This is a genomic window from Bradyrhizobium sp. Leo78, from assembly GCF_059512425.1.
Map to the genome: position 1 here is coordinate 165,125 of NZ_JCAMOT010000011.1, position 16,739 is coordinate 181,863.

Consider the following 16,739-nt stretch of genomic DNA (forward strand, 5'->3'; position numbering starts at 1 on the left):
AGTCGTGAGATTCGCGAACAAAAGAGCGACATTTCCCGTATATCAGGGAGAGGCTGCCGTGCGGGGCGGCCCCGGATTTAAGAAATCGCGGCGACATTCACTGCTTAGAAATTGGTTGGTTTCCTATGGATACCTCACATCTTGTTCAGCACGCAGGGACTGCCGGCACGTTGTTCGCGTCGATCTTCGTGATCGCGACCACCACGATGCGGACAATGATTCCCTTGCGCGTTTTCGGCATTCTCGCAAACATTGTCCTGATCATCACAGCCATTCCGATCCATAATTATCTGGTCATTCTGGTCCAGGTGGTCATGCTGCTGGTCAATACCTATCGCCTGCACCAGATGCTGCAGCTCGTCCGCGACGTCAGGAAGTCCGTCAACAGCGATCTCTCGATGGAATGGCTGAAGCCGTTCATGACCGAGCGCAAATGCAGCGCCGGCGAAGTCCTGTTCTACAAGGACGAGAAGGCCGACAGCATGTTCTACATCGTCAGCGGCCGCTTCCGCCTGGTCGAGTCCGGCATCGAGCTGCCGGTCGGCGCCATTGTCGGCGAGCTTGGCATGCTGTCGCCGTCCAACGTCCGCACGCAGACGCTGGAATGCGTCCAGGGCGCCGTCATCCTTTCGGTGAGCTACGACCAGGTCGAGCAGCTCTATGTGCAGAACCCGGCCTTCGGCTTCTACTTCCTCAGGCTTGCCAGCGCGCGGCTGTTCCAGAATATCGATACGCTGGAGCAGCGGCTGGCCCAGCAGGTGGCGGCGGTAGAGCCGAAGCCGGCATGACGAGCGAGAGTGCAACCGTGGCGGACGATGGCATCCTGTCCTCGTTGCGTTATCTGTTCGCCGATTTCCTCGGCGACGATGACGACACCCAGCCAGTGCTCCCCGAGGGATTGCCGGAGAGCGTCGCAGCCGTCGCGAGCGATGCCATCCACCTGCTGATCGACTATCAGAGCGCCGGCTATGCGCAGCTCTATGTCGACCGCTTGCGGCGCTTCGTCGGCAGGCGCGACGTCGACGAAGCGATGCTTGCCGAGATCGCGCAGTTGATGATGCAGCGCATGGCCTATGAGGATCCGATCCGGATCGCGCAATTGAAACTGCTCGAGCTCGGCGACAAGGGTGCGCTGGCCGGATCGGTGGATATCAGGAGATTCCGGTTCGACGAACTGGTTGATGCTCTGCCCGCGGCGATCGCCGAGCCGGTGCTCGATATCCTGGAGCGGCTGGGCTGGGCACGAAGGACGGTCAAAGTCCGCTTCTCCACCAAGAACCGCTTCAGCATCCGCCGCCTGAAGCTTGAGGCCGGCCTGAAGCGCTGGCGCCTGTTCTCGATTCGCTACGCCAAGGAGCGGGTCTGGGTGGAGCGCTGGCTGCATATGATCAACCGCAGCCTGGCCAAACAGCCCGCGGCAGCCCTCGCTGTCATCCGGACGGCGACGATGATCGAAGGCTATGGCGCGAGCTACCGCCACGGGCTCGCCGACTGGCACACGATCATCGACGACCTCGCCAAGCCGACCTTCGATGGCGTGCTCGCCTTGCCTGATCTCGCCGGGGCCATTGCGGAGGCACGCGCGGCAGCGATGCCCGATCCGCGGCAGGCGGCGCTGAAGCGCAAGATCGCGGAGATCCGGGCCCGTCTGCCTGCCGAAGCCAGCGCAGCAGCCGGGTGATCGTTCGATTTATCTGAGCATGATCTCTTTCGGAAAACCGGTGCCCACTTTTCCGGATCATGCTTTATCGCGGGCCGTCCTCGCGCGAGGACAGTTTCGGCGGTTCGTCATAGCCGCGGCGGCTCGAGTAGAACAGGAGTGCCATCAGGCCGACGCCGATGACAACAGAGAACACGATGCCGATTGCCATGGCTGCATAGCCTTGGCCGGGCATCGCGGCACCCGGCATTGTGAGTCCCTCATAGGCGAAGACGCCAACGGCCGCCAGAATCGCGAGCAAGGCAAGGATGATCGCCACTCGCATGGCTGCTGCCTTTCCTGTTTGGGTAACAAGAGCCGGCAGGCGGGTTGTGTTCCTGCGAAAGCCGTTATTTCGCGGCGGGAGCCAGATTGCTGAGCGACCGCTTGCCCGCGGCGATCAGTTCCGTCAGCGTGGTCTTGCCGCCCTCGGCGGATCTGATGATTCGTCTCGCGATTCTCTTGCGAACCGAGTGCCGTTCGCCATGCTGCGTTTGCTCACATATCCGATCCAAGGCGGCGTTCATGATTGCCAAGGTCTTCGAATCAAATTTGCTCTCGATCATTTGCCCCTCCCTGATCTCATCTCTCATTGGTCGCATCGACATGGCGGACGCTCAGCATGGCGCTGACATCGAGTACATTCTCGGTCTGCCGGGCTTTCTTCATTAACGCATCGCGCTCGCGGCCAAGCGGCAACCGGCGCGCAGCGGCGCGGGCATCGCGGGCGAATTTCTCTAAACGGACCTCGAATGGCTCGGTCGGCCGCGATCTGTTTCGCTTCTTCTTCATGCCGCCTCCGATCTGGAAGCGAAGCTAGTCTGACGCCTGGACAGCGTCCTTAACCTATGAAAGCCGATCAAACCAAAGATGCAAATCTCCGGCGACTGGAACGTTTGCAGCAGTCGAGCGTAAGCCTGTTGCTTCCGCTATCCGTCCCCGGAGGATGGCGGAAGCACTCCGATGACAGGCCCCGGCGAAAGAGATCGTCGGGGCCGTCGAGATATCAGGGAAGCAGCCGATGACGCGTTCGGATCAGGGTATCGTCAGGGACAACAAGGGCGAGGAGCAGCCTGCCGACAAGCGTCGGGCTCAGACCGTTCACAAGACGGATCCGAAGCATTCGGTTTCGAAGGAGGCGACCCGCGATCCCAAGCTCACCGACGACAACAAGACGCCGGGGTCGGGCATGGGCCCCGACGATAGCGGCGACGCGCCGACGGGATAGAAGGACGCGCGTGGCTTTCTTGCGGGGCTGCGCGTGGCGACGGCCTGACACGAAGGGGTTCACTTATCCGGAGCCATCTCGGGAGCCATCGTCAAGTTTGGCGACGATGCGCACCCCCTGCCAGACCTCGACCGTCCCGCCATTGAAGTGCTGGCGTGCCCTGGCGACAGCCTCGTCGTCGGTCTCGCTTTCCAGCTCCATTTGCTTCCGAATGTGGCCGTCGCTTCCCAACAGATAGGCCCGGTATTCCTGCATCACATTTCCCCGACTGCACCAACAGCGATTGTCACAGACAGGGTTCCGCTCGCGCATTAACATGTGCTGGGGTCGTTGAAGAAACTCGCATTTTAGGCGTCACTATCTGCAACCTGATAGAGTATAATATATAATTAGCTACTTGAGGGGGAATAACATAGGTTATTGAAAACGGTCCTATCCTTTACTCGACTTATTAGCGGGGAGACTGTTCCTTTGAGTCCACTCGTTCGTAAGCTTGAGCAGTTTGTGCGGCTGTCGTCGGCCGATCGCGCGTACCTCACCCGCGCGGCATCGGAACGGCTGCGCAAGTTCGGTCCCAGGGTCGATATCGTGCGCGAGGGCGAGAGGCCCAAGGACGTGCAATTGGTCGTTGCCGGCTGGGCATGCCGCTACAAGCAGTTGGAGGATGGGCGACGGCAGGTGGTGTCCTTTTTCCTGCCGGGCGATAGCTGCGATCTCAACGTCTTCATCCTGCGCGAGATGGACCATTCGATCGGCTCGATCACGGACTGCACCATCGCCGACCTGTCGCGCGATTTCTTCGAGGAGATCAGCGTCGGATATCCGCGCATCGTGACGGCGCTCTGGTGGGAAAGCCTGGTTGATGCCGCGATCCAGCGCGAATGGACGTTGAACCTGGGTCAGCGCACGGCGCTGGAGCGCATGGCGCATCTTTTGTGCGAGCTCTTCTTCCGCCTACGCCTTGCCGGTCTCACCAACGGCGACGGTTGCGACTTCCCCCTGACGCAGGCCGATCTCGCCGACGCCAGCGGGCTGTCCAAGGTGCATGTCAACCGCACCCTGCAGGAATTGCGTTCGGCGAATCTGATCGTATTGAAAGGCAGGACGCTTGTCGTGCCGGATCTTCGGCGCCTGATGAATGCCGGCCTGTTCAACGCCAACTATCTGCATATGGAGCGCGAAGGCCGTCAGCTCGATGCCACCGAGTGATGCCGCCCGGTCGGTGATCGCTTGACGCTTGGTATTGCCGACGCCTGGAGCGGGAGCGGTGACGCTCTGGCCCGGCAGCCGATCGTCGCGCCGCGACGCAAGGCGCGGTTCGCAATCTTCTTGAAATGCCCGTTTCACCTGCTCTGTTTGCGAACATATATCTACTTGATTTTGCTGTATTTTTTTCTCCAACGTAACTCCTTCGCGTTCAGGAGGTTGCGATCGTATTGGGCGGGCGATGCCGCGCGGCTGAACGATGTCCGGCTTTGTCCCGACTACGGATCGCCGTCGACTGTTAACCTTTATGGCCTGCGCGACGATGCCGCAGCACTATCGCCGTAGGGCCACACCATATGAATTTCGGAGGACCGAGAGGTGCATTCGGGCGCGGGAGATGCCATAAATGGCCGCAAGTTTTGAATATTGCGGGTTTAAGAAAAAGTTGCGCTGACGCCCAGGTCCGGTTTCTCTCCATCATTTTCCATCAGTCGCAGCGAAGGGCGTCAGCTTTGTCGTTTCCATCCATGTCGTCGTCGGTCCCGGTTGCTGCACTGGTAGGATGGATGCTGCTGCTGACCGCCAAGCACATCGTGGCGGACTTCTTTCTGCAGACTTCCTGGATGGCGATCGGCAAGGATCAGAAGACCGGCTGGGCGCTGCCCTTGTTTGCGCATTGTCTCGTGCACCTCGCGACCTCGCTGCTCGTGATCCTGGTGATCGCGCCGAGATTCTGGTTCGTCGCCTTCATCGATTTCTTCATCCACCTCGCGGTGGATCGCGCCAAGGGAATCACCACCTCGACCTTCGGCGTCACGACCGAGCACCCCTGGTTCTGGTCACTGATCGGCGTCGATCAGGCGCTGCATCACCTGACCGGCTTCGGCCTTGCGATCTTTATGGCCGCGAACTGAGCCCAATTCTCTCCGTCATTCCGGGGCGGGCTCTGCGCGAGAATCCACTACGCCGCACGCGCAGGCCGAGAAATGGATTCCGGGCTCGATGCTTCGCATCGCCCCGGAATGACAGGCGCGTTTCTGAGTCGCTCAAAAATCGCAATCGCCCCGGATGACTACTGGCACCCGTGGTTAACCCTTCGTTAGAGAATTGCACGGCATCTTCCGGACCAGGGAGAACTGCAATGTTTTCAAGCCGCAACGCCTTCGAGAACGACGTTTGCCCGGTCCGCGAGGAGCTGCTCGGACAGATGTACCGCGCCAATCCTGCCGGCCTCCAGGCCCTCGTCGAAAGCGTCTCGTCCGATGTCCGGGCCATGCTGGCGCTGTTCTGCTATCGCCGCCATCATCTGCATTCGCTGGCAGTGGCGATCGCCGCAAGCTGCAGCGAACGCGAGCTCGCTTATTTCGGCGGCCACGTCGGCAACAACCTTTATAAACTGTCCCGCCAGCCGGCCCGCTCGGCAGCGCCCTCGCATGGCGGCCGCAAGCCGATCACGCTGTCGACCAAGCCGCTCGCGACCTTCGCGCCGATCGTCGACGATCTCGACGAGGAAGAGGTTGCGCAGAGTGTGACTGCCTAGGCCCTATACGGGACCACGAACTCTCCCTCATCCCGGGGAGCCGCAAAGCGGCGTCTCGAGGGATGGGCCGCGGGCGAGATCGAGGCCTCATGGTTCGAGACGCGCGAAGACGCGCTCCTCACCGTGAGGGACTCCTGCCCCATCCGGGCTACGATTCAACTGCCAACACCGGAAGTCCGTGCCGGCGTCGCGCCATCGCGCATTCGGCATCGCCGGGCATGCAGGTGCGGCAGACCTCGGGCCGTATCGCATAGATCGCGCAGCTCGTGGCCACGCCGATCTTGCCCGACAGCGCCGAGCAGCGGTCGCCGTCGCAGCGCATGCCGGATTGCCTTGCATTGACGTATTGCTGCGGGATCAGGTCGAGCTCCGCGTCGTCCTCGGTGGTGAAGCGGGGCCAGTTCTCCGAGTAGAAGCAGCACGCGCCGCAACCCTGGCAGGGATTCTCGGTCGCATTTTCGATCGCCATCAGATGTCCTTCGGCGCTTCCCAGACCAGGCTGCGGCGCCAGCGCGCTCGCAACAGGTCGCGCCTTTCAGGGTATTTCTCGTCATGATAGACCGCGCCCTGCACGCGGTCGGTGCGGAAACTGCGGAAATCCTTCCTCAGCTCGCACCATGCCGCCAGGATGCGCACCGCTTCATGATAGCCGACCGCGATCGGCCAGATCGTGCGTTCGGTATCGCGGCCATGTTCGTCGCGATAATTGAGCGTGATCTTCTTGCCGTCGTGGATCTGCGAGCGTGTCCGCACCATGTCGATGCGGTCGGGTTCCTGGTTCCGCGCCCAGCGGGCGCGGCTTGCGGGTTCGAGTACGAACGGCCGCAACCGTTCCGGCACCGTATCGGCGATCTTGGCCATCAAATCCTGCGCGGCGCGCGCCAGCGCCGGATCGGCGTGGCCCGTGACCCAGCTCGCGCCGAGCACGCAGGCCTCGATCTCGTCGGGTGTCAGCATCAAGGGCGGCAGGTCAAATCCCTTTTCCAGGATATAGCCCATGCCGGCTTCGCCGCGAATCGGCACGCGCTGCTCGATCAGGGTCGCGATGTCGCGATAGATCGTGCGCTTGGATGTCTCGAGCTCGGCGGCGATCGCATCCGCGGTCAGCGGTTTGCGGGTGCGCCGAAGCACCTGGATGATCTGAAACAGCCGGTCGGCGCGTCTCATGGCAGCTCTCTTTGGTCGGTCTCTTTGGCTGGTCTCTTGGCTAGTCAGTTCCAGGCCGTCGATTTTCCCGATGTCGGCCTCGCCGCTGCTGACAGGATGTTGGCAGCAGGGGGTGGTTATAACGGGACAACATCTCAACTGAAGGGAATTTGTCCATGCTGAATCGTCTTGATGCGGGTGGCCTCGATAGCCGTCTTGAAAGGTTCAGGCGAGCCCAAACCTTTGCGTTGGAACAGCTCGTCACGATCCACACCGTCTCCTCCGATCTCCGTTGGGCGCTGATCGAACTGGCCCTGCGTTCGATCGCGGCCCTGTTCACGGCCATCGGAAAGCATCTGGTTTTCCGGGGCCGCCGCCTCGTGAAACGGGTTCGTTTGGCGACCCATTTTACCCCTGCTGACACCATGGTGGCAGCAGGGGGCCGCTAGGCTCGGCATCGTTTTTTGGAAATTGGGAGGCTTCATATGATCATTCTCCATGGCTTCGGTCCGGGGTTCGGCTTGCCGGAAATCAGCCCGTTCGTGACCAAGACCGAGGTCCAATTGAAAATGGCCGGGCTTGCCTATTGCAAGGAGAAGGCGATGCCGCCGAGTTCGCCCAAGGGGCAGTTGCCCTATATCCGTGACGAAGCGGAGACCATCGCCGATTCCACTTTCATCCGCGCGCATATCGAAGGCAAATACGGCTTCGACTTCGATGCGCCCTTGAGCTTGCAGGCGCGCGCGCAGGCCTGGGCCTTCGAACGGATGATCGAGCACCATGTCTATTGGGCCCTGGTCGGCGCACGCTGGGTCGATGAAACTAATTTTGCCAAGGGGCCGTCGCATTTCTTCGATGGCGCGCCGGAACACATGCGCGAGAAACTACGCGAGGATGCTCAATTTCGTGTCGCCGAGAATTATCTTCTGTCTGGCCTTGGCCGCCATGCGCCCGACGACGACATCGACCTCGCCATCCGATCGCTGTTCGCGCTTTCCGTGCAGCTCGGCGACAAGCCGTATTTGATGGGCGATACGCCGTGCGGCACGGATGCCACCGCGTTCGGGGCGCTTGCGGGAATCCTGACCCCGTTCTTCGATTCACCGCTACGCGCGCGGACCGAGAAGTTCAGCAATCTCACCGACTATGTCGACCGGATGATGGGGCAATATTATCCAGAGTTCGCTTGGTCGCCCGTGCGCGAAGCGGCCTAAGATCAGTTCGCCTAAGATGATGTCACAGGCTGCGGCTGGCGCTTCAATGCAGCCAGCTCCGTCTCGAGTTCGACGATGCGTGCGTCGCGTGCGGCCAGCACCGCAGCGACATCGGCGGCATCGAATTTCTGCGGGATGTGTTGCGGACAGTTGGTGTCCCAGGCCGATATCTTGAACAGGATCACCTGCTCGGGACGCGCTCTGTAACCCTTGGGCATCAGCGATTGCGTCAGCGCCGGGTCGTCGTCGACCACGCGCGCTTCTCCCCAGAGCTTGACGCGTCTGCGATGTGCGTAATCCATCACGAAAATATACGCCTTCGGATTTTCCGACAAATTGCCTTGGGTGATGTACTGCCGGTTGCCGCTGAAGTCGGCGAACGCGATGGTGCTTGCGTCCAGGATCTTGATGAATCCCTTCGGTCCGCCGCGGTGCTGGATATAGGGCTGGCCGCCGGCAGACGCGGTCGCGAAATAAAAGCTGTTGGTGTTGGCCAGCAAGGCTGCCAAATTCTCGTCGATCTCGGTGCGCCAGCCGCGCCGTTCGGCCTGAGCATAGGCCTCGCGCGAGCCTTTGCGCGCCTGGATCGCCTTCACCGCCGGCGTGAAGGCGACGTCGCTCGGATAGACCTGAGTGTCTGACATTCGAGCCTCCTGGGTGTAGCGCCAAAGCATCGTTCACCGTCCGAGATGGGATCTTTCTACGAATTGAACAATCAAGGAGATTGACACTTCACTGTTGCGGCTTATGCAATAATGCGATGGACCGCATTGATGCCATGCAGGCCTTCGTCGCCGTGGCCGATCTGCAGGGGTTTGCGCCTGCGGCTCGAAAGCTCCGGCTGTCGCCGTCGGCCGTGACCCGGCTGATCGCGGCGCTGGAGGAGCGGCTTGGTGCGCGGCTGTTGCAGCGGACCACGCGATCCGTGACCCTGACCGATGCCGGCTCGCGCTATCTGGAACGCGCCCGCGGCATCCTTGCCGATCTCGAAGAGGCCGAGGAGGCCGTCGAGGGCGAGCGCACGCGCCCGGCCGGGCGATTGGTGATCTCGGCGCCGGTCGGTTTCGGCCGCCTGCATGTCAGTCCCATGGTGACGGCCTACCTGAAGCGTTATCCCGACGTCGGCGCGGACCTCAGGCTCTCCGACCGCATGATCAACCTGGTGGAGGAGGGCGTCGATCTTGCGGTCAGGATTGGACACCTGCCGGATTCGACACTCGTTGCTCGCCATGTCGGCGAGATGCGGCGCATCGTGGTGGCGTCGAAGCAATATCTGAGCGCCCGCGGCGAGCCGAAGCGGCCCGCGGATATCGCTGCGCATGACACCATTCAGTTCGGCGCCATGTCGGCGGCGCCGGATTGGCGCTTTGTCGACGAAGGGCAAGAGGTCCGCGTTTCGCCGAACCCGCGATTTTCATCCAACAGCGCCGATGCCGCGATTCAATACGCCGAAGCCGGCGGCGGACTGACGCGGGTGCTCGCCTATCAGGCGGCTGCCTCGCTGAAGGCAGGGCGGCTCAGGATCGTGCTGGCGAAATTCGAGCAGCCGCCGCTGCCGATCCACATCGTCTATCCGACCTCGCGCCTGCTCTCGGCCAAGGTGCGCACCTTCGTCGATCTGGTGACTGAGACCGCGGACTGGCGATTTGGCTAGCGCTCGTCTCACCATTCTCCGTCATGCCCGGGCTTGTCCCGGCCATCCACGTCTTTGTCGCCGCGCAGAAGATCGTGGATGCCCGGGTCAAGCCCGGGCATGACGGTGCAAGGTGCAATGGCGACCCGCGTCATCTGACATTGTCTTTCCTCGGCAGCACCCGGAACGTCCCACTCGCCCGCGCGATGATGACGTCGTCCGCCTTCACCAGGCTCTGCGTGAAGCAGATCGTGCTGCCAATCTTGATCACGTCGGTCTCGACCGCGAGCCATTGCCCGATCTCGGCAGTGCCAATGAAATCCACCGCAAGCGAGACCGTCACCAGCGAAGATGTCCAGCCCATCACTTGGGCGCAGCTATAGCCCATCGCGTTGTCGGCGAGTGCAGCGATCAATCCACCATGGATCAGACCGCGCGAGTTGGTGTGCGCCCTTGCGAGCCTGAGCCCCATGATCACTGCCCTGTCGGTGCGCTTCGAATAAAGCGGCTCCCAGGGATCGGTGAGCGGGCTCTTGCGGAAGTGAGGCTCAAAGCCTTCCGGAATGTCGGCAATGACGGAAGTATCGGTGCTCATCGTCGGCCCGTATGTCTGGTGATCTCGGCGCCATTGAACGCGATGTCGATGACAGTTTCACCGCATACAAAGTTTTAAACGGCATCTGCGCGGATGTTTGAAATGCTCCGTCGTCATTGCGAGCGAAGCGAAGCAATCCATTTCTCCCCGCGTGGGCGCATGGATTGCTTCGTCGCTACGCTCCTCGCAATGACGGCGTAGCCCGTAGGGTGGGCAAAGCGAAGCGTGCCCACCATCGCGAGCGGAGTGCTGATGGTGGGCACGCTACGCTTTGCCCACCCTACAATTTTATAGCGGCAGGCCGACGTAATTCTCCGACAGCGATGTCGATGCCGCCTTGGAGCTGACGAGATAGTCCAACTCGGCGAGCTGGATACGTGCACCGAATTCGCCCTGATCGGGGAATTTGTGCAGCATCGAGGTCATCCACCAGGAGAAGCGCACCGCTTTCCAGACCCGCGCCAGCGCTCTGGCGGAGTAGCCATCGATGCCAGCGGAAGATCTCTCGTCGTAATATTCACGTAAGCCTTGCGACAGGTAGTGCACGTCGCTGGCGGCGAGGTTCAGTCCCTTGGCGCCGGTCGGCGGCACGATATGCGAGGCGTCGCCGGCCAGGAACATCCGGCCGAAGCGCATCGGCTCGGCGACGAAGCTGCGCAGTGGCGCGATGCTCTTTTCGATCGAGGGGCCGGTGACGAGTTCGTCCGCCGCCTTCTGATCGAGCCGCCGCTTCAGCTCGTCCCAGAACCGCTCGTCGGACCATTGGTCGATATGGTCGTCGAGCGGACACTGCACGTAGTAGCGGCTGCGGTGCATCGAGCGCATCGTGCACAGCGCAAAGCCGCGGTCATGGTTGTTGTAGATCAGCTCATGCGAGACCGGAGGAGTCTCCGAGAGGATGCCGAGCCAGCCGAACGGATACACCCGCTCATAGGTCTTGATGGCGGAAGCCGGCACGCTGGCGCGGCTGACGCCGTGGAAACCGTCGCAGCCCGCGATGAAGTCGCAGATGATCTCGCCTGCTTTGCCATTCTTCACGTAAGAGACGCGCGGATGGTCGGTGTCGAAATCATGCGGCTGGACATCGGCGGCCTGATAGATGGTGGTGAGCCCGGCCTTCTGCCGCGCGTTCATGAGGTCGAGCGTCACCTCGGTCTGTCCGTAGATCATGACCGTCTTGCCGGTCGCCGCGTGCATGTCGATGCGATGCCGGTCGCCGCCGAAGGCGAGTTCCAATCCGTGATGAATCAGCCCCTCGCGATGGGCGCGCTCGCCTGCGCCGACTTGGTCGAGCAGGCCGACCGTGCCCTCTTCCAGCAAGCCGGCGCGGATCCGTCCCAGCACATAGTCCGGCGTCTGCCGTTCCAGGATCACATTGTCGATGCCATAGGCGTGAAGTAGTTGCCCAAGCAACAATCCTGCCGGACCTGCGCCTATGATTGCTACCTTTGACCGCAATTTTTGCTCCTCCCGATACCGTAGGCCACAGCTTATACCCGCTGGCCGGCCGCTGTCGTCAGCTTGCAATGGTGATTATATCATATAACAATAATCGCAAAGGGCCACCAAAGGCCCGCAAAGAGGGAGAGGATGCCGATGAGGAAGACGGTTCTGGCGTTGCTGCTGGCCGCCAGCGTGACGCCTGCGTTCGGGCAGGAGAAGACGTTCGACCTGAAGATCTCGCATTGGGTGCCGGCCTCCCATCCGCTGCAAAAGTCGCTGGAGGACTGGGCCGCGGCGGTGGAAAAGGATTCCGGCGGCACCATCAAGGGCAAGGTGTTCCCGGCCCAGCAGCTCGGCAAGGCTTTCGACCATTACGACATGGCGCGCGACGGCATCGCCGATGTCACCTATGTCAATCCAGGCTACCAGCCCGGCCGCTTCCCGATCGTCGGCGCCGGCGAATTGCCGTTCCTGATCTCGGACGCCAAGGGCGGCTCGATGGGACTGGATGCCTGGTACCGCAAATATGCCGAGAAGGAGATGAAGGACGTCAAATATTGTCTGGCCTTCGTCCATTCGCCGTCTTCGTTCCATTCTCGCACCAAGAAGATCGTCGTGCCCGAGGATGTCAAAGGCCTGAAGATCCGCCCAGCCCATGCCACCATGGCCAATTTCGTCACCTCGCTCGGTGGCACCAATGTGCAGTCGTCCGCGCCTGAAGTGCGCGACATCATCGAGCGCGGCGTTGCCGACGGCGTCACCTTTCCCTGGGGCTCGCTGGTGCTGTTCGGCATCGACAAGGTGACGAAGTACGACATGGAGGCGCCGCTCTATGTCACGACCTTCGTGTTCGTCATCAACAAGGACAAGTACAACGCGATGTCCGAGCGCCAGAAGGCGGCCATCGACAAGAACTGCTCGACCGAGATGGCGGGCATCGTCGGCGAGCACTGGGGTAAGTTCGAGGACGCCGGCATCGACAAGGTGAAGGCCGAGTCCGGCCACGAGGTCTACAAGCTGACGCCGGAACAGACCGCGCTGTGGAAGAAGGCGGCCGAGCCACTGGTCAAGACCTGGGCCGACGGCGTCAAGAAGGCCGGCGTCGATGCGGACGCTGCGATGGCCGACCTGAAGGCGTCACTCGCGAAGTACAACGCGCTCGCGCAGTAGTGCCTCATGAATCCGATGAGATCGGATTGTGCTGGTGCTGCATCGGCGGTGCCCACCTCTCCCCTGGGAGAGGTGGGATCGCATCGCAGATGCGATCCGGGTGAGGGGTTCCGCTCCCTCGTGGGACCTGATCCCCCTCACCCGGCGCTTCGCGCCGACCTCTCCCCGATGGGGAGAGGTGAACCATGCCGCGAGACGGCCTCGATCAAGTGATCGTACGCAATAGGACGCCGAGCACATGAAACGCGCTTACATGGACCGTTTCATCGACACGATCGAATGGATCGCGGCCGGATTCGTCGGCATCGTCGCCGCCAATATCTTCCTCGCAGTGCTGTTGCGAAATACGCTGAACTACTCGATTCCGGATTCCTTCGACATCGGGCGGATGCTGCTCGGCATCCTCATTTTCTGGGGCATCGCCGCGACGTCCTATCGCGGCACCCACATCACCGTCGATCTGGTCTGGGCCAATGTCGGGCCGAGATACCAGCGCCTCATCGACGTCTTCGCGACGCTGGTGCTGCTGTTCGTCGTCACGGTGCAGACGTGGACGTTGTTCGACAAGGTGCGCGGCACCTACAACGACAATGTCCTGACCTTCGACCTGCACATGCCGACTTGGCCGTTCTTCGCGCTCGCCTGGATCGGCGACGTTTCCGCGGTGCTCTTGATCGCGATCCGCACCTATCGGCTGATCTTCCATCCCGAGGAGATGCACGATCCCAAGATCAAGGCGACGGAGTAAGCGCCGATGAGTACCGACGCCGTCGCCATCATCGGCTTTGTCGCGCTGTTCGCGCTGATGCTGCTCCGCGTGCCGGTCGGCATGGCGATGGGCCTCGTCGGCGTCTGCGGCTTCAGCTATCTGGTCGGCGCCACGCCGGCGCTGAAACTGGTCGGCCAGACCTCGATGCGCACGGTGACCGACTACACCTTCGGCGTGATCCCGATGTTCCTCCTGATGGGGACCTTCGTCAGTAATTCCGGCATGAGCCGCGAATTGTTCCGCGCCGCCAATGGCTTTGTCGGCCATCTTCGCGGCGGGCTCGGCATCGCCACCGTCGCCGCTTGCGGCGGCTTCGCCGCGATCTGCGGCTCCTGGTCGCGACCGCCGCGACGTTCTCGGCTGTCGCGTATCCGGAGATGCGCCGCTTCGGCTATCCGCAATCCTTTGCCACCGGCGTGATCGCGGCGGGCGGCACGCTCGGTGCGATGCTGCCGCCGTCGACCGTGCTCGCGGTCTACGGCATCATCACTGAGCAGGACATTGGTAAACTCTTCATCGCCGGCATTATCCCGGGCCTGCTCGCGATGACCATGTATATGATCACCATCGCGTTGATCGGCTATATCAGGCCCGGCTTCCTGCCGACGGGGAAGCGGATTTCCTGGCGCGAGCGCTTTGCCGGCCTGCGCGACATCTGGGCGCCGGTGCTGCTCTTTATCTTTGTCATCGGCGGGCTCTACGGCCTGCCGTTCCTGCCGCGCTTCACGCCGACGGAAGCCGGTGGGGTCGGCGCCACCGGCGCATTCCTGATCGGCATTCTCACCGGACGGTTGGACAAGGAGAAGATCCTCAATTCGCTGCTGCAGGCGACGCGCACCGCGGCCGCCGTGTTCACCGTGCTGATCGGCGCGCTGATCTTCGGCTATTTCCTGACGGTGACGCAGACCCCGCAGAAGGTCACCGAATTCCTGACCGGGCTTGGCCTCGGCAGCTACGGCATCCTCGCCGTCATCATGGTGATGTATCTCGTGCTCGGCTGCCTGATGGACGCCATGGCGATGATCATCCTGACCGTGCCGATCATCTTCCCGGTGATCATGCATCTCGGCTTCGATCCGATCTGGTTCGGCGTGATCATCGTGATGACCGTCGAGCTCGGCCTGATCCATCCGCCTGTCGGCATGAACGTGTTCGTGATCAAGAGCGTGGTGAAGGACGTGTCTTTCTCCACGATCTTCAAGGGCGTGATCCCCTTCGTCGTCACCGACCTGATCCGCCTCGTGATCCTGATCGCCTTCCCGCTGCTCGCCACGTGGTTGCCGCAGCGGATGATGGCGAATTGAGGTGCGGTGCTGCGACCTTGGCGCTCAATTAAAGTGTCGTGCTCTCTCCACTTGTCATGGCCGGGCCTGTCCCGGCCATCCACGTTCTTCGTTGTCGCCAAACGTGGATGCCCGGGACATCTGCGCGAAGACGCGCTTCGCGCTTTTGCCCGGGCATGACGGAGAACGTGGCGCTGGCGGTGAACGACCCATCACTCCCCCTCATCACTCGCCAGCACGCCCTTCACCGCGCGCGCCCATCCCGCGAGCTTGCGCTCGCGCGTCGCCGTACTCATCGCGGGCTTGAAGCGGTGCTCCAATCGCCAGTTGTCGGCGAATTTGGTCGGCTCGGGATAGACGCCAGCCTGCAGGCCCGCGAGATAGGCGGCCCCTAACGCCGTGGTCTCCTGGATCATCGGGCGGTCGACCGGGGCGTCGAGCAGATCGGCCAATCGCTGCATGGTCCAGTCGGAAGCGGTCATGCCGCCGTCGACGCGGAGCACGATGTTGGCTGCGGTGGCGTCAGGCCAGTCGGCGCGCATCGCGGCCCAGAGGTCGTAGGTCTGGTAGCAGACGCTTTCCAGCGCGGCATGTGCGAGCTCGGCTGGCCCGCTGTTGCGGGTGAGGCCGAACAGCGCGCCGCGCACGCGCGGATTCCAGTAGGGCGCGCCCATGCCGACAAAGGCCGGCACCAGATAGACGCTCTGCATCGAGTCGGATTTGTCGGCGAGCGGCCCGGTCTCGGCGGCCTGCTTGATGATACCGAGCCCGTCGCGCAGCCATTGCACTGCGCTTCCGGCGACGAAGATCGAGCCTTCCAGCGCGTAGGTGCGCTTTCCGCCGAGCTGGTAGGCGATCGTGGTCAGCAGCTTGTTCTTCGATTTGACCGGCGTGGTGCCGGTGTTGAGCAGCGCAAAGCAGCCGGTGCCATAGGTCGACTTGATCATGCCGGGCTCGAAACAGGCCTGCCCGATGGTCGCAGCTTGCTGGTCGCCGGCGATGCCTGCGATGGCGATGCTGCCGCCGAACAGGTCGGGCACGCTGTCGCCGAATTTCGCCGACGAGTCCTTCACCTCTGGCAGCATCGAGCGGGGCACGCCGAGGATTTTCAAGAGCTCGTCGTCCCATTCGCCGGTGTGGATGTTGAACAGCAGGGTGCGCGAGGCGTTGGTGGCGTCGGTTGCGTGCACCTTGCCGCCGGTGAGCCGCCAGAGCAGATAGCAATCGACGGTGCCGAACAGCAGCTCGCCGCGCTCGGCACGCTCTCGCGCGCCGGGCACGCCGTCGAGGATCCAGGCGACTTTTGTCCCCGAGAAATAAGGGTCGATGATCAATCCGGTCTTGGCCGAGATCACCGGCTCATGGCCATCTGCTTTCAATCGGGCGCAGAAATCCGCGGTGCGACGGTCCTGCCAGACGATGGCGCGGTGCACGGCCTGGCCTGTCGCGCGGTCCCATACGACAGTGGTCTCGCGCTGGTTGGTAATGCCGATCGCGGCGATGTCTCTCGCTTTGAGACCGGCCTTCTCCAGCGCATTGCGGCAGGTGGCGATGGTCGAGGTCCAGATGTCCTCCGGCTCATGCTCGACCCAGCCGGAGGCCGGGAAATGCTGCGGGAACTCCTGCTGCGCCACTGACGCGATGGAAATATCGCTGCGGAAGACAATGGCGCGCGAGGACGTGGTGCCCTGATCGATGGCCAGCACAAAGGACATGGCGCTCCTTCCCGGAGGTGATTGCTTGCTGCGCCAAGGGAGCGGATTGGCGCGGGAAGGTCAATATGCCGCCCGCTCGACCTCGCCCCGCTCTCGCG

At 62.2% G+C, this 16,739-nt stretch carries 22 protein-coding genes and 1 pseudogene; 13 read left to right on the plus strand and 10 right to left on the minus strand.

Annotation, left to right across the window (positions count from 1 at the left end; translation table 11 throughout):
- Window positions 1-125: 125 nt before the first annotated feature.
- Together AC5ZG1_RS17025 and AC5ZG1_RS17030 are read left to right on the plus strand one after the other, a co-directional pair.
- Window positions 126-788: a Crp/Fnr family transcriptional regulator gene (locus AC5ZG1_RS17025; protein ID WP_496133554.1), complete on the plus strand. Its 663-nt coding sequence runs from the start codon at window positions 126-128 to the stop codon at window positions 786-788.
- A complete protein-coding gene (locus AC5ZG1_RS17030) occupies window positions 785-1,681 on the plus strand; it encodes a DUF6537 domain-containing protein (RefSeq protein ID WP_496133555.1) in 897 nt (298 codons plus the stop codon). Before AC5ZG1_RS17025 ends, AC5ZG1_RS17030 begins: the two co-directional genes overlap by 4 nt.
- A 64-nt stretch (window positions 1,682-1,745) precedes the next feature.
- On the opposite strand, the gene AC5ZG1_RS17035 is transcribed toward AC5ZG1_RS17030, so the two are convergent.
- The 3 genes from AC5ZG1_RS17035 to AC5ZG1_RS17045 form a co-directional block, all read right to left on the minus strand.
- Window positions 1,746-1,985 carry a hypothetical protein gene (locus AC5ZG1_RS17035; RefSeq protein WP_130226635.1) on the minus strand — a complete coding sequence of 80 codons (240 nt, stop codon included), beginning with the start codon at window positions 1,983-1,985 and terminating at the stop codon, window positions 1,746-1,748.
- A gap of 64 nt (window positions 1,986-2,049) precedes the next feature.
- The gene (locus AC5ZG1_RS17040) at window positions 2,050-2,265 is read right to left on the minus strand and encodes a hypothetical protein (RefSeq protein WP_028166777.1); all 216 of its coding nucleotides are present in this window, start codon (window positions 2,263-2,265) and stop codon (window positions 2,050-2,052) included.
- 16 nt (window positions 2,266-2,281) lie between these two features.
- Window positions 2,282-2,491, minus strand: coding sequence for a hypothetical protein (locus AC5ZG1_RS17045; protein ID WP_028166776.1), 210 nt, complete (start codon window positions 2,489-2,491; stop codon window positions 2,282-2,284).
- Between the two features lie 229 nt (window positions 2,492-2,720).
- Here AC5ZG1_RS17045 and AC5ZG1_RS17050 point away from each other — a divergent pair, with 229 nt between their 5' ends.
- Window positions 2,721-2,927, plus strand: coding sequence for a hypothetical protein (locus AC5ZG1_RS17050; protein ID WP_028166775.1), 207 nt, complete (start codon window positions 2,721-2,723; stop codon window positions 2,925-2,927).
- A 63-nt stretch (window positions 2,928-2,990) separates the two neighbouring features.
- On the opposite strand, the gene AC5ZG1_RS17055 is transcribed toward AC5ZG1_RS17050, so the two are convergent.
- Window positions 2,991-3,182 carry a hypothetical protein gene (locus AC5ZG1_RS17055; RefSeq protein ID WP_456642897.1) on the minus strand — a complete coding sequence of 64 codons (192 nt, stop codon included), beginning with the start codon at window positions 3,180-3,182 and terminating at the stop codon, window positions 2,991-2,993.
- Window positions 3,183-3,398: 216 nt separating this feature from the next.
- On the opposite strand from AC5ZG1_RS17055, the gene AC5ZG1_RS17060 reads away from it, so the two are divergent.
- From AC5ZG1_RS17060 to AC5ZG1_RS17075, 4 genes are all read left to right on the plus strand, one after another.
- On the plus strand, window positions 3,399-4,136 hold the full coding sequence (locus tag AC5ZG1_RS17060) for a Crp/Fnr family transcriptional regulator (RefSeq protein WP_028166773.1): 738 nt from the start codon (window positions 3,399-3,401) through the stop codon (window positions 4,134-4,136).
- A gap of 21 nt (window positions 4,137-4,157) precedes the next feature.
- The gene (locus AC5ZG1_RS17065; RefSeq protein WP_496133556.1) at window positions 4,158-4,478 is read left to right on the plus strand and encodes a hypothetical protein; all 321 of its coding nucleotides are present in this window, start codon (window positions 4,158-4,160) and stop codon (window positions 4,476-4,478) included.
- Between the two features lie 221 nt (window positions 4,479-4,699).
- The gene (locus AC5ZG1_RS17070; protein ID WP_051397039.1) at window positions 4,700-5,047 is read left to right on the plus strand and encodes a DUF3307 domain-containing protein; all 348 of its coding nucleotides are present in this window, start codon (window positions 4,700-4,702) and stop codon (window positions 5,045-5,047) included.
- Window positions 5,048-5,274: 227 nt separating this feature from the next.
- Window positions 5,275-5,673 carry a hypothetical protein gene (locus AC5ZG1_RS17075; RefSeq protein ID WP_456642899.1) on the plus strand — a complete coding sequence of 133 codons (399 nt, stop codon included), beginning with the start codon at window positions 5,275-5,277 and terminating at the stop codon, window positions 5,671-5,673.
- A 148-nt stretch (window positions 5,674-5,821) separates the two neighbouring features.
- On the opposite strand, the gene AC5ZG1_RS17080 is transcribed toward AC5ZG1_RS17075, so the two are convergent.
- A complete protein-coding gene (locus tag AC5ZG1_RS17080; RefSeq protein WP_456642900.1) occupies window positions 5,822-6,142 on the minus strand; it encodes a YkgJ family cysteine cluster protein in 321 nt (106 codons plus the stop codon).
- On the minus strand, window positions 6,142-6,840 hold the full coding sequence (locus AC5ZG1_RS17085; protein WP_456642901.1) for a helix-turn-helix transcriptional regulator: 699 nt from the start codon (window positions 6,838-6,840) through the stop codon (window positions 6,142-6,144). Before AC5ZG1_RS17085 ends, AC5ZG1_RS17080 begins: the two co-directional genes overlap by 1 nt.
- A 155-nt stretch (window positions 6,841-6,995) precedes the next feature.
- Between AC5ZG1_RS17085 and AC5ZG1_RS17090 the strand changes: the two genes are divergently transcribed.
- Together AC5ZG1_RS17090 and AC5ZG1_RS17095 are read left to right on the plus strand one after the other, a co-directional pair.
- On the plus strand, window positions 6,996-7,268 hold the full coding sequence (locus AC5ZG1_RS17090) for a hypothetical protein (protein WP_456642902.1): 273 nt from the start codon (window positions 6,996-6,998) through the stop codon (window positions 7,266-7,268).
- Between the two features lie 36 nt (window positions 7,269-7,304).
- Entirely contained in the window at window positions 7,305-8,033 is a 729-nt protein-coding gene (locus tag AC5ZG1_RS17095; RefSeq protein WP_456642903.1) for a glutathione S-transferase family protein, read from the plus strand.
- A gap of 11 nt (window positions 8,034-8,044) precedes the next feature.
- On the opposite strand, the gene AC5ZG1_RS17100 is transcribed toward AC5ZG1_RS17095, so the two are convergent.
- Window positions 8,045-8,677 carry a pyridoxamine 5'-phosphate oxidase family protein gene (locus AC5ZG1_RS17100; RefSeq protein ID WP_456642904.1) on the minus strand — a complete coding sequence of 211 codons (633 nt, stop codon included), beginning with the start codon at window positions 8,675-8,677 and terminating at the stop codon, window positions 8,045-8,047.
- 116 nt (window positions 8,678-8,793) lie between these two features.
- On the opposite strand from AC5ZG1_RS17100, the gene AC5ZG1_RS17105 reads away from it, so the two are divergent.
- Complete coding sequence (locus AC5ZG1_RS17105; protein ID WP_496133557.1) at window positions 8,794-9,687, plus strand: LysR family transcriptional regulator; 894 nt, start codon at window positions 8,794-8,796, stop codon at window positions 9,685-9,687.
- A gap of 130 nt (window positions 9,688-9,817) precedes the next feature.
- Here the strand turns inward: AC5ZG1_RS17105 and AC5ZG1_RS17110 are convergent, their stop codons facing one another.
- Together AC5ZG1_RS17110 and pobA are read right to left on the minus strand one after the other, a co-directional pair.
- Entirely contained in the window at window positions 9,818-10,261 is a 444-nt protein-coding gene (locus AC5ZG1_RS17110; RefSeq protein ID WP_496133558.1) for a PaaI family thioesterase, read from the minus strand.
- Between the two features lie 288 nt (window positions 10,262-10,549).
- The gene (gene pobA / locus AC5ZG1_RS17115) at window positions 10,550-11,719 is read right to left on the minus strand and encodes a 4-hydroxybenzoate 3-monooxygenase (protein ID WP_496133559.1); all 1,170 of its coding nucleotides are present in this window, start codon (window positions 11,717-11,719) and stop codon (window positions 10,550-10,552) included.
- 138 nt (window positions 11,720-11,857) lie between these two features.
- Between pobA and AC5ZG1_RS17120 the strand changes: the two genes are divergently transcribed.
- The 3 genes and pseudogenes from AC5ZG1_RS17120 (at window position 11,858) to AC5ZG1_RS17130 (ending at window position 14,947) form a co-directional block, all read left to right on the plus strand.
- A complete protein-coding gene (locus tag AC5ZG1_RS17120) occupies window positions 11,858-12,874 on the plus strand; it encodes a TRAP transporter substrate-binding protein (protein ID WP_496133560.1) in 1,017 nt (338 codons plus the stop codon).
- 238 nt (window positions 12,875-13,112) lie between these two features.
- On the plus strand, window positions 13,113-13,622 hold the full coding sequence (locus AC5ZG1_RS17125) for a TRAP transporter small permease (RefSeq protein WP_130580581.1): 510 nt from the start codon (window positions 13,113-13,115) through the stop codon (window positions 13,620-13,622).
- 6 nt (window positions 13,623-13,628) lie between these two features.
- A pseudogene (locus AC5ZG1_RS17130) lies at window positions 13,629-14,947 on the plus strand (TRAP transporter large permease).
- Between the two features lie 191 nt (window positions 14,948-15,138).
- On the opposite strand, the gene glpK reads toward AC5ZG1_RS17130, so the two are convergent.
- On the minus strand, window positions 15,139-16,641 hold the full coding sequence (gene glpK / locus AC5ZG1_RS17135; protein ID WP_496133561.1) for a glycerol kinase GlpK: 1,503 nt from the start codon (window positions 16,639-16,641) through the stop codon (window positions 15,139-15,141).
- Between the last annotated feature and the right edge of the window lie 98 nt (window positions 16,642-16,739).